The organism is Streptomyces sp. NPDC020362, from assembly GCF_040642095.1.
Classification (GTDB): domain Bacteria; phylum Actinomycetota; class Actinomycetes; order Streptomycetales; family Streptomycetaceae; genus Streptomyces.
Genome location: NZ_JBFAET010000002.1, coordinates 152,000 through 170,738, shown reverse-complemented (window position 1 = coordinate 170,738; position 18,739 = coordinate 152,000). Strand labels below are relative to the sequence as shown.

Genomic DNA, 18,739 nt, shown 5'->3' with positions numbered 1-18,739 from the left:
CGACGGCCCGACCCTACTTCGCCGCCCGGGTGAAGACGGCCACCGTCCGCGCGGGGACGGTGAACGTGCCCGAGCCGGCCTCGTAGGAGGAGGTCTTCACCACCGGGTCCGTGCCGCCGGCCTGCACCGGGTGCAGCCGGTAGGCCGTCCGGGCGAGCGCGTCGATCCGCTGCTCCTGCTGCTTCGGGGTCGCGTTGAAGACGACGACCAGGTCACCGAGGTGCATGGTGATCACGCCGGGCGTCTCGTCCTTGCCGGACAGCGGGAAGGACAGCCGCTCCTGCACCTGGGCGGCCGTGCCGAGGGAGAAGGCCTTCTCCCTCGTGCGGATCCGCAGCAGGTCCTGGTAGGCGGCCGAGGCGCCGGTGATCTGCGGGCAGCCCACCTTCACCGTGCCGAGCAGCGGCTTGGCGTAGGGCCACTTGGACTGGTTGTCGGCCGCCATCGGCAGCCCCCGTCCGAAGCCGTTGCCGTCGGCGCAGTTCCAGTGGACGGCGTTGAACCAGTCGCCGCTGTCGAAGGAGTTGCGGTCCAGCGACTTCGAGCGCAGCAGGTCGGTGCCCGCCTGGGAGAGGGACGGCCCCTGCGAGAGGGCGGCCGTGGCCATCGCCAGAACCTGCATCCGGGCCCGGTCGGACGCGCTCGTCCTCGCAGGCAGCTTGTAGGTCAGGGCGTCGAACAGCGACTCGTTGTCGTGTGCGTCCACGTACGCGAGCGCGTCGCCGGGCGCGTCCGCGTACCCGGCGGGCGAGCCGTTGTAGTCGACCTCGGCCCCCTTGACCTGCTTGCCGTCGGTGTCGGTGAAGGCGAAGGACTTCAGGTTGCCGGTCAGACCGACCTTGATCAGGTCCTGGTAGTGCAGGAGGCGGGCCTTCTGCTCGGCCGGGGTGCCGTTGGCGGCGGACGCGTTGGGGTCGGTGTACAGACCCGACGCGAAGCCCTGGACGCCGGGATCCGAGTCGAAGGGGCCGCCGCCGCGCACGGCGTCACGGGCGCGGTCGGAGAAGGTGGCGATGCCGGTGCCGGCCATGTTCTGCTGCGTGGCCTGCACGAAGCGGGCGTCGTTCGCGACCTCCCCGAAGTTCCAGCCCTCGCCGTACAGGATGATCTTCTTGCCGTCGACGCCGTCCTTGGCGAGGGTCAGGGCGTCGAGAGCCTTCCTGACCGCCAGGATGTTGGCCTTCGGGTGGTGGCCCATGAGGTCGAAGCGGAACCCGTCGACCTTGTACTCCTTGGCCCAGGTGACGATCGAGTCCACGACCAGCTTGCCCATCATCGCGTTCTCGGGCGCGGTGTTGGAGCAGCAGGTGCTGTCGGCCACGGAGCCGTCGGCGAGGAGCCGCTGGTAGTAGCCCGGCACGATCCGGTCCAGGACGGAGGTGTCCGCCTGGCCGCTCGCGGCGGTGTGGTTGTAGACGACGTCCATGACGACCCTGAGGCCGTCCTGGTTGAGGGCCTGGACCATCCTGCGGAACTGGACCGTACGGGCCGTGCCGTCCGGGTCGGTGGCGTACGAGCCCTCCGGGACCGTGTAGTGGTACGGGTCGTAGCCCCAGTTGTAGGCGTCCTTCGCGGCGATCTTCGCCACGCACTCCTGCTGCTTGTCGGAGTCGGCCGGGTAGGAGGCCAGATCGCAGTCGGTTCTCGCCTGGTCGGCCTTCTTCTCCGGGATGGTGGCGATGTCGAAGGCGGGCAGCAGGTGCACGTACGACGTGCCGGACTTCGCCAGCTGCCGCAGGTGCCTGGAGCCGTCGCTGTTCCTGTCCGTGAAGGCCAGGTAGGTGCCCTGGTCCCGCGCCGGGACCGTCTTGTCGGCGACGGAGAAGTCCCGGATGTGCAGCTCCTGGATCTGCGCGTCCTTCAGCGGTACGGCCCTGGGCTTGTGCAGGCCCGCCCAGCCGCTGGGTGCGAGGGACCTGTCGTCCAGATCGACGACGAGGCTGCGCTCGGAGTTTGCGGTGAGCGCGAGGGAGTACGGGTCGGTGACCTCGTTGGTGACGATCTTGCGGACACTGGGTGCCCAGACCTTCACGACGTACCGGTAGGGCTTGCCCCTCCAGGACGCGGGGCCGGTGACGGACCAGACGCCGGTGGTGGCGTTCCGGTGCATCGTCACGGCCGTGCCGTCGAGGTCGAGGTGGACCGACTGGGCCGTCGGTGCCCACACGGACAGGGTCGGCTTCCCGTCCTGGAAGACGGGCCCGAGCCTGCTCTTCGTCGCGCCGGTGTACAGGTCGTCCAGCACACCGGCGATCTGCACGCCCGTCGCGGCCAGCACGGCACCGTTCACCGCGCGCTGCGAGGCCACGATCTGGCCGTTCAGCGCCTCGCGCACCCGGTCCCGGTCGCGCGGGTCCACCGACCAGGCGGTGTAGTCCTTCAGGTGCGGGAACTTCGCCTTCTGGGCGTCGGTGAGCGTGGTCTTCGTCAGCCGCAGCCAGCGCTCGTCGTCGCTGGTCAGCGTCCCGTCCTTGACGGCGATCGAGCCGTCGTGGGAGTAGAGCAGCTGGGTGGAGGCGGCGCCGTCGGCACCGTTCCAGGCGAGGGTGTTCCGGTCGATCCAGATCGCCTTGGAGGCGGTCAGGTCGAGCGCGGCCGCGCTGCCTGCGGGCTGCGGCAGGAGGTACTTCTCCTGGCCGTTCAACAGCCACACCTCGTAGCCGTTGGACTTGAGGTCGAGCGACTGGTCGGCGGGGAGATCCTTGTCGTCGCCCTTGTGGATGATGTAGCTGAGGCTGGTGGCACCCTCGGTGAGCGGCACCTCGAAGACCGCGCCATAGGCATCAGTCTTCACCGGCTTCAGGGGGTCCGACCAGTCGGTGGGGTGCGCGGCACCCGTCCAGACGTGCAGGCCCCAGCCGTCGTAGTTCCCGTCGGCACGGTGGTAGTGGATGACCGCCTTGGTCGTGTCCTGCGCGGGATGGTCGGGCTCTTTCGTCAGTACGTCCGGCTTGCCCTGCTCGACCCAGACCTCACCCGTCCTGGTGACGTCGATGGACCGGTCGGCGGCGACATCCTTGTTGCCGTCCTTGTCGACGACCAGGAAGCCGACGTTCGAGGCTCCCGGCTTGAGCTTGACGTAGGCGAAGGCGCCGTAGGCGTCGCGGCCGACGAACGGGTGGCCGGCGGGCCAGGTGGTGGACTCGCCGTCGGCGATGTCGCCCCAGGCGTACAGGCCCCAGTCGGCGTAGTCGCCGTCGGCGCGCTTGTAGTGGACGACCGCGTAGTCCCGGGAGGAGGCCGTGGGGACCTCGGGCGCGGGCGGGGTGCCGGTGGTGCTGCTCGCCAGGGCGCTCGCGGTGCGCCCGGCCGTGTCGATCACGACCGCCTTGTAGCGCAGGGCGGTCCCGGCGGGTACGGACTTGCCGAGGGTCTGGGTGACCTTGTAGGGGGCGTGGTCGGCGGAGCCGAGGGTCTGCCACGGGCCGTTGCCGACCTGGGCGGCGAAGACCACGCGGTCCAGCTGTCCCCCGTCGACGCCGGCCGTGAGATCCACGGTTCCGGTGGCCCCGGCGGCCGGGGCCTTCAGGGTGATCGTCGGACGGGTGGCGGGCTTCGTGAGGGCGCCGGTGGCCTTGAGGACGACGGTGGAGCCGGCCGGGACGGTGACGGTGACCTTGCGGTCGGCGTCGGACGTCACTGCGTCGGAGGTCCCGTAGATGCCCCGGTAGGTCATGCCTGCCGAGCCGGTGGCGAAGGTCGCGGACTTCTCGCTGTCGGCGTTGTTGAGGGCGACGACGTACTCGGCGCCCGTCCTCGCGTCCGTCCGGGTGAAGGCGTAGACGCCCGCGCCGTCGGCCGCGTACCGCTCCGTCTGGACGCCGTCCGTCAGGGCCGGGTTGGCCTTGCGGAGCCGGGAGAGGGAGGCGATCTCCTTGTAGAGCGGCGCGTTCGTGTCGTACGAGTCGCTCGCGTGGGTGCGGTCGGTGCCGATCTCGTCGTCGTCCAGGTAGTCGGCGACCTTGGAGGCGAACATCGTCTGGCGGGCGTCCTTGTCGCCGCCGGAGCCGGTGAAGCCCTGCTCGTCGCCGTAGTAGACGACGGGGTTGCCGCGGCTGAGGAACATCAGCTCGTTGGCGAGCCGGTCCTTCTTCAGGATCCCGGCGTCCGTCGCCTTCGGGTTGTCCTGCTTCAGGAAGTACCCGATGCGGCCCATGTCGTGGTTGCCGAGGAAGGTGACCTGCTCGTACGCGTTGGCCTTGTCCGTCGTGTACTTGTAGTCGTCAGCGAAGACACTCGCCAGCCGCTGCGCGCTGCCGCCCTGGGAGGCGTAGGCGCGGGCCGCGTCCTGGAAGGGGAAGTCTAGGGTGGCGTCCAGGCGGCCCTGGGTGACGTACGGGGACGTGATCGAGGTGTCGGCGGAGTAGACCTCGCCGAACATGAAGAAGTTCTTCCGCCCGTGCGCGGCCGCGTACGTGTCCAGCGCGGTGGCCCACTGGGTCCAGAACTCCATGTCGACGTGCTTGACGGTGTCGATCCGGAACCCGTCGACGCCGAAGTCCCTGACCCACCGCTCGTAGATCTTCTCCATACCCCGGACGACCTCGGGACGCTCGGTCCACAGGTCGTCCAGGCCGGAGAAGTCTCCGTAGGTCGTGGACTCGCCGGCGTACGTCGAGTCGCCCCGGTTGTGGTACATCGTCGGGTCGTTGAGCCAGGCCGGGACCTTGCTGTCGCTCGTGACCTCCGGCGTGCGCGGGAAGGAGCCGGCGTCCACGGCCGGGAACTTCCGGCTGCCGTCCGCGTAGGCGGCGTCGTCGAAGGGCTGCCCGTCCTTGGTCAGGTACGGGAAGGCCCCCTTGGACAGGTAGTCGTACGACTTCTCCTTGTAGTCCACGACGTCGGCGGTGTGGTTGGTGATGACGTCGAAGAAGACCTTCATGCCCTTGGCGTGCGCCTTGGAGATGAGGGTCTCGAGGTCCTTGTTCGTCCCGAAGTGCGGGTCGACCTGGGTGAAGTCGGTGATCCAGTAGCCGTGGTAGCCGGCCGAGGCGTTGCTGCCCGTGCCCTGCACCGGGCGGTTCTTGAAGATCGGCGCCATCCAGATGGCGGTGGTGCCGAGGCCCTTGATGTAGTCGAGCCGTTTGGTCAGGCCCTTGAGGTCACCGCCCTGGTAGAAGCCCTTGTCGGTGGGGTCGTAGCCGGTGCTGAGCCGGGAACCGGTCAGACCGCCCCGGTCGTTGGACGTGTCCCCGTTGGCGAAACGATCCGGCATGACGAAGTAGAACTGGTCGCGGGTGTCGTCGTGCCGGGCGGGCTGGGCCGCGAGTTTCGCGTCCGAAGGGGGCGCGGGCGGGGTGGCCGCCCGGGCCGCGAGCGGCTGCACGAGGGCGGCTGCGAGCGCGGCGACGGCGACGGCCGCGACCCGTCCGGCATGGGCGGTACGGCGCGTCGGCGGCGCCGGCCATCTCGGTATCACAGGCGGGAACTCCTTGCGATTACGGCTCTGTTGGGTCCGACCCCGCGCCGCGGCTCGGCTCCGATGCCGGGCGCCCGCGCGACCGTATCGCTGACGAAAGGCTTACAGCAAGAGGCTTGAAAGTGATGGCAAGAACTTTCACCAACTCCGTTGCCTGCGAAGGGGTCAGAGCGTAGGGCTCCCAGCACCCTGGGGATGCGTGGCGGTGTGCCGGAACCCCGGAACGGCTCGGACGGGCACGCCGAGGGCCCCGCCGGCGCCCGGGTTCCCGTTGCGTGATGCGCCGAACGGGAGCAACCGGTCGAGGACCGCGGACGCGGCCAGTCCCAGCAGCATGAGGACGCCGGTCGCGCGCCTTCTCCCGGACCGGTCGGGCCAGGTGCTGCTGTCCCCTCCGCGCCGGCACGCAGTTGCTCCGGTTGGCTCCGTGCGGCCCCGGCGCCTGCCGTCGCCGGAGGCTGCGACGACAGGCTGCCGACGGCCGGCCGGGGGCGCCGGCGGACGTCGCCGCCGTCAACGCCCCCGACGTTCAGCAGCCCGACTTGCCCGTATAGATCGCCAGAGCCGTGTTGGACCCGAGCGTCGCCGTGAACTGCCCGCTGGAGTTCACCGTCACCGTCGTGTTGTTCTGGACGTTGCAGTAGGTGCCTGCGGGCAGCGACGTCTGGTAGGTGCGGGTCAGGGACGAGGACTCGTGGTTGATCGCCACGTATCCCTTGCCGCCCCGGCCGAAGGCGATCGCGTTGTTGCCGTTGTCCCACCAGTTCGAGACTGCCTGGCCCCGCGTCGCGTTGCGGAACGCGACCATGGACTTGATCTCCGGCCAGGCGTGCTGGCACTTCCAGCCGTCCTGCCAGCAGGCGTTGACCTGACCGCCGTTGGGCGGTCCGGCGTCCGCGTCCGACCACTCGTAGCCGGAGTTGATGTCCGGGGCGCCGTAGGGGTAGGCGAGCATGAAGACGTTCGCCAGGGTGTAGTTCGCGCCGTCCTTGTAGTTCAGGGTGCTGCCGTTGCGTTCGGTGTCGTGGTTGTCGACGAAGACGCCCGCCACCGAGTTGTTCAGGTAGCCCCAGCCCTCGCCGTAGTTGCTGAGGTACGCGAGCTTCTCGTTGTTGAAGACACGCTTGAGGTCGTAGGCGTAGCGGAACTCCTGGACGTCTCCGTTGCCGGTGTACTCGGAGGGCTGGACGGCCTCGTTGGCGCCGTAGATGACCTCCTGCTTCCAGTAGACGGAGGGGTTGGTGAGGCGGCTCTTGATGTTGGCCAGGTCGTCGGCGGGGATGTGCTTGGCCGCGTCGATGCGGAAGCCGTCCACGCCGAGGGAGAGCAGGTCGTTCATGTAGCCCGCGATCGTCTTGCGGACGTACTCCTCGCCCGTGTCCAGGTCGGCCAGGCCGACGAGTTCGCAGTGCTGGACGTTCCAGCGGTCCTGGTAGTTGGCGACCTGGGCCGTGCAGTCGTCGAGGTCGTAGGACGAGTACAGACCGGGGTAGTTGTACTTCGTGTACGACGAGCCGCCGGTGCCGGTGCCCGAGCCGGCCGACATGTGGTTGATGACGGTGTCGACCACGACCTTCACGCCGGCCGCGTGGCAGGTGCCGACCATGTTCTGGAACGACGTGCGGTCGCCCAGGCGGCCCGCGATCTTGTACGACACCGGTTGGTACGACGTCCACCACTGCGGGCCCTGTATGTGCTCGGCGGGCGGGGAGACCTGGACGTATCCGTAGCCGGCGGGGCCGAGGGTGGTGGTGCACTCGCGGGCCACCGAGGCGTAGTTCCACTCGAAGAGGACGGCGGTGACGTCCTTGGTGCCGGGCGGGGAGGCCTGTGCTGTAGTCGGGTACATGCCAACCGTAACGGCGGCCGTGAGGGCGACCGCCGCGGTGAGGGTTCTGCGTGCCATGTGGGGGTCCTTCGTCCTTGAAGGCGCTTGCTGAAACATTTCAGCAAACTTGCGGTGACGCAGATGTTAAAGGCCCGCTGCCTGAAAGGCAGCGGGCCGTTGTGAAGTTGATGCAAGAACTTTCAGACGAGCCGTCAGGCCGTGGCCCACCACACCGTGGTGTCGGCCGGTACCTTCGTCTCGCCGTCGGCCTCGGCCACCTCACCGCTGGCGAGCAGGGCGCGGCCGTAGGACGGGGTCGTCACGGACTCGCCGGTCGTGTTCGTGACACACACGAACTCGCCGCGCCGGAAGGCCAGGACGCCCTCCGGCGCCCGCAGCCACTCCACCGCGTCGCCCGCGCCCAGGTCGGGCTGCGAGCGGCGGACGTGCAGCGCCTCGCGGTACAGCTCCAGCGTCGAGCCCGATACGCCCGTCTGCGCCTCGACGCTCAGCCCGGCCCAGCTCTCCGGCTGCGGCAGCCAGCTGCCGCCGCTGCCGAAGCCGTACGACGAGCCGGCCCGGGTCCACGGGATCGGCACCCGGCAGCCGTCGCGGAAGCCGTCCTGGCCCGCGCCCCGGAAGAACGCGGGGTCCTGGCGCACCTCGTCGGGCAGGTCCACGACGTCCGGCAGGCCCAGTTCCTCGCCCTGGTAGACGTAGGCCGAGCCGGGGAGGGCGAGCATGAGGAGGGTGGCGGCGCGGGCGCGGCGCAGGCCCAGTTCGCGGTCGCCGGCCGTGCGGATCTGGGTGCCGAGACCGGGCGGGTTGGCGAAGCGGGTGGCGTGCCGGGTCACGTCGTGGTTGGAGAGGACCCAGGTGGCGGGGGCGCCGACCGGGCGCATCGCCTCCAGGGTGCGGTCGATGACCGTGCGCAGCTCGTCCGCGTCCCACTCCGTGCCCAGGTACTGGAAGTTGAAGGCCTGGTGGAGTTCGTCGGGGCGGACGTAGTTCGCGGTGCGCTCGACGGTCGGGGTCCAGGCCTCCGCGACGAAAATGCGCCCGCCCGTCTCCGACCGCCGCCCTTCTGCGGAAGGCCCTTCGGGCCCCTCTTTGCTTCCCGCGTACTCGTCCAGGATCGTGCGCCACTGCCGGTAGATGGCGTGCACGCCGTCCTGGTCGAAGAACGGCATGACATCGTTGCCCAGCAGTTTCAGCTGGTCGTGGGAGCCGAGGTCCGGCAGACCCTGGGCCTTCACCAGCCCGTGGGCGACGTCGATGCGGAAGCCGTCGACGCCCATGTCCAGCCAGAAGCGCAGGATCGAGCGGAACTCGTCGCCGACCGCCGGGTGCTCCCAGTTGAAGTCGGGCTGCTCGGGGGCGAAGAGGTGCAGGTACCACTCGCCGGCCGACCCGTCGGGTTCCGTGACCCGGGTCCAGGCCGGGCCACCGAAGATGGACTCCCAGTCGTTGGGCGGGAGTTCGCCGTTCTTCCCCTTGCCGGGGCGGAAGTGGTAGCGCTCGCGCAGCGGCGAGCCGGGACCCTCGGCGAGGGCGCGCTTGAACCACTCGTGCTGGTCGGAGGAGTGGTTGGGGACCAGGTCGACGATGATGCGCAGGCCCAGCCCATGGGCGTCGCGGATCAGCGCGTCGGCGTCGAGCAGGTTGCCGAACATGGGGTCGACGGCGCGGTAGTCGGCGACGTCGTAGCCGGCGTCGGCCTGCGGGGAGGCGTAGAAGGGGCTGAGCCACACGGCGTCCACGCCGAGGTCACGCAGGTACGGGAGTCTGGAGCGTACGCCTTCCAGGTCACCCATGCCGTCGCCGTTGCTGTCGGCGAAGCTGCGCGGATAGACCTGGTAGATGACCGCGTCCCGCCACCAGTCGCGACGCTCGGCGACGGTGGCGACGGCGGAGTCGTCGGCCGGGGCTGCAGGGTGCTGCTGGCTCATGGCTTCCTTGATGCGTAAGGGAGTTCGGGTCATAGGCGTGGGTACGGCGGCTCGGGCCGAGGGCCGGGGGTGTGCAAGGCGGCCGCGGTGTCAGCGGGGTCGGATGGACACCGCGGCCGCCTACCCGCGCGGACAGCCGCGCGGGAGCCATGGTGCGGAAAGGGGACTCAGCCCTTGGTGCCGCCTGCGGTGAGGCCGGTGACGAGGTTCTTCTGCACGAGGTAGAAGAACACGGACACGGGTATCGCGATCAGGACCGCGGTGGCGGCCATGTAGTTCCACTGCGCGTCGTGCTCGCTGACGAAGGTCTGCAGACCCACGGCGAAGGTGTACTTCGAGTCGTCCAGCATGAAGGTGGTCGCGAAGGCCACCTCGCCGACGGCGGTGATGAAGTTGTAGAAGGCGGCCACGGCCAGCCCGGGGCGGGCCAGCGGCAGGATCAGCCGGAAGAAGGTGCCGAAGGGGGTGAGTCCGTCCACGCGCCCGGCCTCGTCGATCTCGAAGGGGATGGTGTCGAAGTATCCCTTGAGCAGCCAGGCGCTGTACGGCACGGCCGTGGTGCAGTTGATGATGATCAGCGACCAGTAGGTGTCGATGAGGTCGAGCTCGCTGAAGATCTCGTACATCGGCACGATCAGGATGGCGATCGGGAAGGCCTGGGTCAGCAGCAGCACCCACATCAGCGACTTGTAGCCGGGAAAGCGCATGCGCGAGACCGCGTAGCCCGTCGTGGCGGCGACGAAGACGCCGATCAGGGTCGTGCCGCCGGCCACGATCATCGTCGACTTGAACCAGTCGAAGAAGGCCGTGTGGTGCACCACGAAGCTGTAGTTGGAGAAGGTGAGCTTGCCCAGGATCTTGCCCGGGTGCAGGTAGTCGTCCTTGTCCGGGCCGAGGGAGAGGAAGACCAGCCAGGCCACCGGGGCCAGGGCGATCAGGCTCGCGAGGACGAGGCCGCCGTGCAGGAGGGCGGCGCCGAGCGGGCCGCGCTCGCCGCGCCGGCGGGTGCGGCGCGGGGGCTGTGCGGTGGGGGCGGGCCCGGCCTCGGTCTTTTCGAGGGTCGTGGTGCTCATGGCGGCGGCTCCTGCGGCGTCAGACGGCGAGCTGGTCATTGCGCTTCAGCCAGCGGAAGTAGAAGGAGGTGAAGACGGTCAGGACCGACAGCAGCAGGACGCCGTACGCGGCGGACTGGGCGAAGTCGCGCGGCTGCTGTCCGAAGCCCAGGTAGTAGGCCCAGGTGACGAGGATCTGTGCGTCGGGCGCACCGGTGGGGCCGAACAGCAGGAAGATGATGGCGAACTGGTTGAAGGTCCAGATGACGCCGAGCAGCACCACGGTGGAGCTGACCGAGCGCAGGCCGGGCAGGGTGACGTGCCGGAACTGCTGCCAGGCGCTGGCGCCGTCCATCTCCGCGGCCTCGTAGAGCGTGGAGTCGATGGACTGCAGGCCGCCGAGCAGGGAGAGCATCATGAACGGCACACCGCACCAGGTGTTGACCATGATCGCGGCGAACCGCTGCCAGAAGGTGTCCTCCAGCCACTGCGGCTCGGGCAGGTGGAGCGTGTGCAGGACCTGGTTGAGCACGCCGGAGTCGGAGAGCATGATCCGCCAGGAGAAGACGGTGACGAAGGTCGGCACCGCCCAGGGCAGGACCAGCAGCAGGCGGTAGAAGGTGCGGCCGCGCAGCTTCTGGTTGAGCATGAGCGCGAGACCCAGGCCGATGGTGTAGTGCAGGGCCACGCAGGCGACGGTCCAGAAGATGGTCCACAGGAAGTGCGACCAGAACCGGTCGTAGGACAGCGGGCCGAACAGGATGTCCTTGTAGTTGTCGATCCCGATGAACTTGTACGTGGCGTCGATGTGGTTGACGCCGATCGTGCGCGCCGAGTTGAGGCTGTTGGCGTCGGTCAGGGTCAGGTAGACACCGCGCAGCAGCGGGTAACCCACGATGACGCCGAGCACGATGACGACCGGCGCGATCATCGCGTAGGCGTACCAGTGCTTCTGGAATCCGTTCTTGATGCGCTGGCCCAGGCCGGGCCGCGGCGCGCGGTCACCGCGGCGGCTGCCGGTGGCGCGGTCGATGGCGACTGTCATGTTCGACACCTTCGGGAGATCAGGGGGCGGGCCTGGGCACAGGCCGGTGGCCGTCGGATCCTCCCCCTTTTCAGGGAGAATCCGACGGCCACGCGGGCGTCACTTGCTGAAGTCGGGCACCAGCTTGGTGATGGCCGCCTCGGCGTTGCTCAGGCCCTTGTCGAGGGACTCCTTGCCGCCGGCGATCTTGGGCAGCTCGATGTCCAGCGGTCCCCACAGGGAGCTGTACTCGGGCAGCGCCGGGCGGGGCTGGGCGGCGGCGAGGACGCCCTGGTAGCCGGCGATGCCGGGGTCGGCCTTGACCTGCGCGGTGTAGGCGTCGGAGCGGGTGGGCAGCGTGGAGTTCTTCAGGGCGATGGTCTCCTGGGACTTCGCCGAGGTCATGAACTGCACGAACTTCAGGGCCGCGGCCTGGTGGGCCTTGTCGGAGCCGGCGTAGACCGAGAGGTTGTGGCCGCCGGTCGGGGCGCCCGCCTTGCCGCTGGAGCCGGCCGGGACGGTGGCGATGCCGAGGTTGGCCTTGTCCTTGAAGGCGCTGCCCTTGTAGAAGTTGGTGATCTCCCAGGGGCCCTGGACGATCGCGCCGACCTTGCCGTTGACGAACGCGTCCTGGATGTGGGCGTAGGCGTCGGCGGTGGTGTCGGCCTTGTGCAGGCCCTTGCCGGAGAACAGGCCGAGCCAGGTGCCGTAGGCCTTCTTGGCGGCGGCCGAGTCCACGGTGATCTTCTTGGCGGTGGCGTCGACGGTGTCGGTGCCCTCGCCGTAGAGGAAGGACTGGGCGTAGTAGGCCTGGGTGGAGCCCCAGTAGCCGTCCACACCGGTCTTGCCCTTGACCTTGGCGGCGTCGGACTTCAGCTCGTCCCAGGTCTTGGGGGCCTCGGTGATGCCGGCCTTCTTGAACAGGGCCTTGTTGTAGACCAGGGCGAGGGTGTCGGTGACGAACGGCACGCCGTAGGTCTTGCCCTCGTACTGGGCCTGCTTGATCAGGTTCGGCTGGAACTTGGCCTGGTCGGTGAGGGCGTCGGTGCCGTCCAGCGGCAGGAAGTAGCTCTTCTTCGCGAAGGCCGGGGTCCAGCCGACCTCGGAGCGCAGCACGTCCGGGGCGCCCTTGGAGCCGGCGGCGGTGTCGAACTTGTTCTGCGCCTGGTCGAAGGGGACGTTGACGTACTTGACCTTGATGTTCTTGTTGGCGGCCTCGAACTGCGAGACCAGGGCCTTGTACGTCGGTGCCTCATTGGTGGCGTTGGAGGTGTCCCACCAGGTGATGGTGACCGGGCCGCCCGACTTGCTGTCGCTGTCGCTCCCGCCGCACGCCGTCGCCGCCAGGGCGAAGGACGCCACCAGCGCGGAGGCCGCTATGCCACGCCGCATGAGTTCTCCTTGAGGGTTAAAGCCCGTGTTGTGCAGGAGCGGTCCCGTCCGCCGTCCTGCGGTCTTGCCGACTGCGCCGTTGCGGCCGCCGGGCGAGTGGGAACGTAACAGCGATGTAAGCGTTGCGAAAGACCTTGCAGAAAAAAAGTGCAAGGGAACACGATGGTTACCCCGCCGTGACCTGTGGGCAAAGCGCCTATTGGCCAGTTAAGGCGCCGATCAGGCGGGGGGCGGGCGACTTGTGCAAGACTCTGCAAGTTCTTGCCGTGCAAGGCCCCCCACAGAAGGACGAGGAGCGCGATGAGGCAGCAATCCGCGGTAGGCCGTCCGGTCGCCCGCGCACGGCGTCCCGTCGGTGTGCAAGGCGGGGCGCGGCCGGTACAGTCCAGTGCCGTGACCACACGGCTTGCGGACATCGCTGCGCAGGCGGGGGTGAGCGAAGCGACCGTCAGCCGCGTCCTCAATGGGAAGCCGGGCGTCGCCGCCACCACCCGCCAGTCCGTGCTTGCCGCCCTGGACGTGCTCGGCTACGAGCGTCCGGTACGGCTGCGGCAGCGCAGCGAGGGCCTGGTGGGCCTGATCACCCCGGAGCTGGAGAACCCGATATTCCCGGCGCTGGCCCAGGTCATCGGCCAGGCGCTGACCCGGCAGGGCTACACGCCGGTGCTCGCCACCCAGACCCCGGGCGGGTCGACGGAGGACGAGCTGACCGAGATGCTGGTGGACCGCGGAGTGGCGGGGATCATCTACGTCTCCGGGCTGCACGCCGACACCACCGCCGACATGGAGCGCTACGAGCGGCTGCGGGCGCAGGGCGTGCCGTTCGTCCTGGTGGACGGGTTCTCGCCGAAGGTGCAGGCACCGTTCATCTCCCCCGACGACCGGGCCGCGATGACGCTGGCGGTCACGCACCTGGCGTCGCTGGGCCACACCCGGATCGGGCTGGCGCTCGGCCCGAAGCGGTTCGTGCCGGTGCAGCGCAAGATCGAGGGCTTCGTGCGCGCGGTGCAGGACCAGCTGGGGCTGAACGCCGAGACGGTCGAGACGGAACTGATCCAGCACTCGCTGTACACCCTGGAGGGCGGTCAGGCGGCCGCGACCGCGCTGATCGACCGGAAGTGCACGGCCGTGGTGTGCGCGAGCGACATGATGGCGCTCGGTGCCATACGGGCGGCCCGCCAGCTGGGCCTGGAGGTGCCCCGGGACGTGTCGGTGGTGGGCTTCGACGACTCCCCGCTGATCGCCTTCACCGATCCGCCGCTGACCACCGTCCGCAAGCCGGTCCCGGCGATGGGGCAGGCCGCGGTGCGCACGTTGCTGGAGGAGATCGGCGGGACGCCCGCACCGCACAGCGAATTCGTGTTCATGCCGGAGCTGGTGGTGCGCGGTTCGACCGCTTCGGCACCGGTCGACCGGGGTGACCGCAGTGGCGGCAGGTGACCTGAGCGGCAGCAGGTGACCGCAGTGCCCGGAATTGCGGGCGATCGGGGGCCTTCGGGGGTAAACGTCCTCCGTACGTCGTAGGACGTGCGGGGCGGACCCAACCTTGGGATGATCTGGCGAGGAAGCCTTTTCTGGCAGACTCTGTGCCTATGAGTGACTCGACCGTGACAGATCCGGAAGGTCGCGAGGAGGTGGCCGTTCCGCGGGCCGTCACGGGCGAGGACAGAAAGGGTTTCCGGCGTTCCCTGGGCCGATTGCGGCGGCCGCGCAGGCCGCGGCTGTGGTTCGAGATCCTGCTGATCGCGGTGAGTTACTGGACCTACTCGCTGATCCGCAACGCCGTACCGGAGCAGAAGGCCGAGGCGCTGCGCAACGCCGACCGGGTCTGGCGGTTCGAGCACCATCTGGGCGTCGCGGTCGAGGAGTCGGTCAACCATGCCGTGAACTCGGTTGCTTGGCTGATCGTCGGGATGAACTACTACTACGCCACCCTGCACTTCATCATCACACTGGGTGTGCTGGTGTGGCTGTACCACTGGCATCCCGGCCGCTATGCGGCAACCCGGCTGGTGCTGTTCGCGACCACGGGCGTGGCCCTGGTCGGTTACTACCTGTTCCCGCTCGCACCACCCCGGCTGATGAACGGCCGGCATTTCGTGGACACGGTCATGGTGCACCACACCTGGGGCTCGATGGCCTCTGGCGATCTGAAGCACATGTCCAACCAGTACGCGGCGATGCCGTCGATGCACATCGGCTGGTCGCTGTGGTGCGGGCTGACGATCTTCGCGCTGGCGTCGGTGCCGTGGGTGCGGGTGCTGGGGCTGCTCTACCCGGTGGCGACCCTCCTGGTGATCGTTGCCACGGCCAACCACTTCTGGCTGGACGCGGTCGGCGGCATCCTGTGCCTGAGCTTCGGCTTCTCGGTGGCCCGGCTCTGGTACGGCAGCCTGCCGCACGCCCTGCCGCGCGCGCCGGCCTCGGCCCTGGCCGCCGCGGCGGCTCAGGTCCCGGCCGCGTAGAACAGCTCCTCCACGACCGTGCGGGCTCTGCGTGTCGTACGGCGGTAGGCGTCCAGCATGTCCCCGGCGTGTCCGGCGCCGTAGCCCAGATAGCGGCCGACGGCTGCCAGCTCGCGCGGCTCGGTGGGGAAGGTGTCCCCGGCCCGGCCGCGCACCAGCATGACCGCGTTGCGCACCCGGGTGGCCAGCACCCAGGCCTCGTCCAGCACCTCCGTCTCCTCGCCGGACAGCAGCCCGGCCGCGTGCGCGGCGGCCAGGGCCGCACGGGTGCGGGTGGTGCGCAGGCCGGGTTCGCGCCAGCCGTGGCGCAGCTGGAGCAGCTGGACGGTCCACTCGACGTCGGACAGGCCGCCGGGGCCGAGCTTGGTGTGCAGCCTGGGGTCGGCGCCGCGCGGCAGGCGCTCGGACTCCATCCGGGCCTTGAGCCGGCGGATCTCCCGGGCCGCCTCGTCGGTGAGGCCGTGCTCCGGGTAGCGCAGCGGGTCGATCAGCTCGGTGAAGCGGCGGGCCAGGTCCTCGTCCCCGGCCACCGGCTCGGCCCGCAACAGCGCCTGCGACTCCCAGACCAGGGACCAGCGGCGGTAGTAGGCCTCGTAGGACTTCAGGGTGCGCACCAACGGTCCCGACTTGCCCTCGGGGCGCAGGTCGGCGTCGATGAGCAGCGGCGGGTCGGCACTGGGCAGCTGCAGCAGGCGGCGCATCTCGGCGACGACCTTGTTCGCTGCTGCCGCCGCCTCCTGCTCGTCCACGCCGTCCTGGGGCTCGTGCACGAACAGCACGTCGGCGTCGGAGCCGTAGCCCAGCTCGTGGCCGCCGAAGCGGCCCATCCCGATGATCGTGAACCGGGTGGGCAGGGTGTCGCCCCAGCCCTCCCGTACGACGGCCCGCAGGGTGCCCGCCAGGGTCGCGGCCGTCAGGTCTGACACCGCGGCGCCGACCCGGTCCACCAGGGCGCCCTGGTCGGGCTCGGCGTCACTGGTCTCGGTGCCGTAGGACGAGACGATGTCCGTGGCGGCCGTGCGGAACAGCTCGCGGCGGCGCACGCCACGGGCCGCGGTGACGCCCTGCTCGGCGTTCTCGGCGCGGCCCACGGCGGCCAGGATCTCCTGCTCCAGCGGGGCGCGCTCGCGCAGTCCGAGACCGCCGCCTCCGTCGCCGTCGCCGAGCAGGGCCACCGCCTCGGGGGCGCGCATGAGCAGGTCCGGGGCGAGACGGCCCGCCGACAGGACCCGGGCCAGGTTCTCGGCCGCCGCGCCCTCGTCCCTGAGCAGCCGGAGATACCAGGGGGTCTTGCCGAGCGCGTCGGAGACCTTGCGGAAGTTGAGCAGGCCCGCGTCCGGGTCGGCGGAGTCCGCGAACCAGCCGAGCAGCACGGGCAGGAGCGTGCGCTGGATGGCCGCCTTGCGGGTGACGCCGGAGGCCAGGGCCTCCAGGTGGCGCAGGGCCGCGGCCGGGTCGGCGTAGCCGAGGGCGACCAGGCGTTCCCGGGCCGCCTCGGCGCTCAGCCGCGCTTCGCCGGGGGCGAGCTGGGCGACCGCGTCGAGCAGCGGGCGGTAGAAGAGCTTCTCGTGCAGGCGGCGTACGACACCGGTGTGCCGCTTCCACTCGCGCTGCAGCTCGGCCACGGGGTCGGTGCGCAGGCCCAGGGACCGGCCCAGGCGCCTGAGGTCGGCCTCCGGCTCGGGGACGAGATGGGTGCGGCGCAGCCGGTAGAGCTGGATGCGGTGCTCCATCGAGCGCAGGAAGCGGTAGGCCTCGTCGAGGCGGGCGGCGTCCTCGCGGCCCACGTAGCCGCCGGCGGCGAGCGCCTGGAGGGCGTCGAGGGTGGTGCCGCTGCGCAGGGCGGGGTCGGTGCGGCCGTGCACCAGCTGCAGGAGCTGGACGGCGAACTCCACGTCCCTGAGGCCGCCCGGGCCCAGTTTGAGTTCGCGCTCGACCTCGGCCGCGGGGATGTTCTCCACGACCCTGCGGCGCATCTTCTGCACGTCGGCGACGAAGTTCTCGCGCTCGGCCGCCTTCCACACGAGGGGTTCGAGCGCGTCGACGTAGGCCCTGCCCAGCGCGGCGTCGCCGGCGACCGGGCGGGCCTTGAGCAGGGCCTGGAACTCCCAGGTCTTGGCCCAGCGCTGGTAGTAGGCGACATGGCTGCTCAGGGTGCGGACCAGGGGGCCGTTGCGGCCCTCGGGGCGCAGGTTGGCGTCGACCGGCCAGATCGAGCCCTCGACCGTCGTCTCCGAGCAGATCCGCATCATGTGCGAGGCGAGCCTGGTGGCGGACCTGAGGGCCTTGGCCTCGTCGGCGTCCTCGGCCGCCTCCGCCACGAAGATCACGTCCACGTCGGAGACGTAGTTCAGCTCGTGGCCGCCGCACTTGCCCATCGCGATCACCGCGAGGCGGCAGGCGGCGGCGTCCCCGGGGGCCGCGGCGCCGGCGAGGGCGAGGGCGGCGCGCAGGGTGGCGGTGGCGAGGTCGGCCAGTTCGGCGGCGGTCTCGGCGACGTCCGTGGTGCCGCACACGTCACGCGCCGCTATCGACAGCAGGCAGCGGCGGTAGGCCACCCGCAGGGAGATGGGGTCGGTGGCCGCGGCCAGGCCCCCCTCGAACTCCTCCACACCGGGGTGGAGGTCCCTGGGCTCGTAGGTGACCAGGGCCTGCCAGTCGCTCGGGTGGCGGGCGAGGTGGTCGGCGAGGGCGGCGGAGGCGCCGAGGACGCCGAGGAGACGGTCGCGCAGGGGCTTGGCGGCCGTCAGGGTGTCCAGCAGCTCGCGGTGGGCGGTCGGGCCGGGCTGGGCCTCCAGGAGGCGGACCAGGCCGTGCAGGGCCAGGTCGGGGTCGGCGGTGGCACCCAGGGCCTCCAGGAGGACCGGGTCGTCGCGGACCGGGGACAGCTCGGGGCTGTCCAGGAGGCGCTCGGCCGCGGCCGGGGCGGTGAAGCCGTGCCGCAGCAGGCGCGTGAACGTACTGCTTCTGCGCCCCGGCGTCATCCGCGGCCTCCCCTGCGGTCTCGGTCGTCCTGGCCAGAGCCTAGCCGGAGCGGGCGTCCGCGGCTCCGGCGTGGTGGTGCGTGCGGGCGCCGGGCCTGCGCGGGTGCGTGGCCGACCGGTACGTGGCCGACGGGGTGCGTGGCCGACGGGTGCGTGGTCGGGCCGGTGCGTGGTCGGGCCGGTACGTGGACGGGCCGGTACGTGGACGGGCCGGTACGTGGACGGGCCGGTACGTGGACGGGCCGGTACGTGGACGGGCCGGTACGTGGACGGGCCGGTACGTGGACGGAATGCCTGTGGGGGTGCTTCGTGGTGCGGGTCGCGCCCAAGGCTCGCCGTGGGTCGGCGCCGTGCATGGTGGTGTCCGTCCTCGGTCCGGCGGGCTGTCTGTCGAGCGGCGCCCGGTTTTCGCCGGCCGCTGCGGGCGGACACCACCCGCCACGTCCCCTTCCCGCCGTACGCGACCACGGCCATGAGTCCCGCCGCGTCCGCGACGGCCGGGCGCGGGAACGCCCTGCTGCAGCGACTGGGCCATGGACAAGCTCCGTGCGGCGGCCTGTGAACTGGCCCAGCGGCAGATGTGGTTCATCCGGTCTTCATCCGTCCGGTTGAGCCACGCGGGGCGC

At 70.2% G+C, this 18,739-nt stretch carries 9 protein-coding genes; 2 read left to right on the top strand and 7 right to left on the bottom strand.

The window, feature by feature from the left end; translation table 11 throughout:
* Window positions 1-13: 13 nt before the first annotated feature.
* The 6 genes from pulA to AB0H32_RS01975 form a co-directional block, all read right to left on the bottom strand.
* The gene (gene pulA / locus AB0H32_RS02000) at window positions 14-5,419 is read right to left on the bottom strand and encodes a pullulanase-type alpha-1,6-glucosidase (RefSeq protein WP_361112692.1); all 5,406 of its coding nucleotides are present in this window, start codon (window positions 5,417-5,419) and stop codon (window positions 14-16) included.
* Between the two features lie 529 nt (window positions 5,420-5,948).
* Window positions 5,949-7,325: an alpha-amylase family protein gene (locus AB0H32_RS01995; protein WP_361112689.1), complete on the bottom strand. Its 1,377-nt coding sequence runs from the start codon at window positions 7,323-7,325 to the stop codon at window positions 5,949-5,951.
* Between the two features lie 134 nt (window positions 7,326-7,459).
* Entirely contained in the window at window positions 7,460-9,196 is a 1,737-nt protein-coding gene (locus AB0H32_RS01990; RefSeq protein WP_361112686.1) for a glycoside hydrolase family 13 protein, read from the bottom strand.
* 167 nt (window positions 9,197-9,363) lie between these two features.
* Window positions 9,364-10,269 (bottom strand): ABC transporter permease subunit, encoded by a 906-nt coding sequence (locus AB0H32_RS01985; protein ID WP_361112683.1) that lies wholly within the window; start codon window positions 10,267-10,269, stop codon window positions 9,364-9,366.
* A 19-nt stretch (window positions 10,270-10,288) separates the two neighbouring features.
* A complete protein-coding gene (locus AB0H32_RS01980; RefSeq protein ID WP_361112680.1) occupies window positions 10,289-11,293 on the bottom strand; it encodes a sugar ABC transporter permease in 1,005 nt (334 codons plus the stop codon).
* Between the two features lie 99 nt (window positions 11,294-11,392).
* Complete coding sequence (locus tag AB0H32_RS01975; RefSeq protein ID WP_361112677.1) at window positions 11,393-12,664, bottom strand: extracellular solute-binding protein; 1,272 nt, start codon at window positions 12,662-12,664, stop codon at window positions 11,393-11,395.
* A 393-nt stretch (window positions 12,665-13,057) separates the two neighbouring features.
* Between AB0H32_RS01975 and AB0H32_RS01970 the strand changes: the two genes are divergently transcribed.
* Both AB0H32_RS01970 and AB0H32_RS01965 read left to right on the top strand, forming a co-directional pair.
* Window positions 13,058-14,104, top strand: coding sequence for a LacI family DNA-binding transcriptional regulator (locus tag AB0H32_RS01970; protein ID WP_361112674.1), 1,047 nt, complete (start codon window positions 13,058-13,060; stop codon window positions 14,102-14,104).
* Between the two features lie 152 nt (window positions 14,105-14,256).
* Window positions 14,257-15,129, top strand: a complete 873-nt coding sequence (locus tag AB0H32_RS01965; protein WP_361112671.1) for a phosphatase PAP2 family protein — start codon at window positions 14,257-14,259, stop codon at window positions 15,127-15,129.
* Here the strand turns inward: AB0H32_RS01965 and AB0H32_RS01960 are convergent.
* Complete coding sequence (locus AB0H32_RS01960; protein WP_361112668.1) at window positions 15,111-18,113, bottom strand: bifunctional [glutamine synthetase] adenylyltransferase/[glutamine synthetase]-adenylyl-L-tyrosine phosphorylase; 3,003 nt, start codon at window positions 18,111-18,113, stop codon at window positions 15,111-15,113. The two genes, AB0H32_RS01965 and AB0H32_RS01960, sit on opposite strands and share 19 nt — an antisense overlap.
* Between the last annotated feature and the right edge of the window lie 626 nt (window positions 18,114-18,739).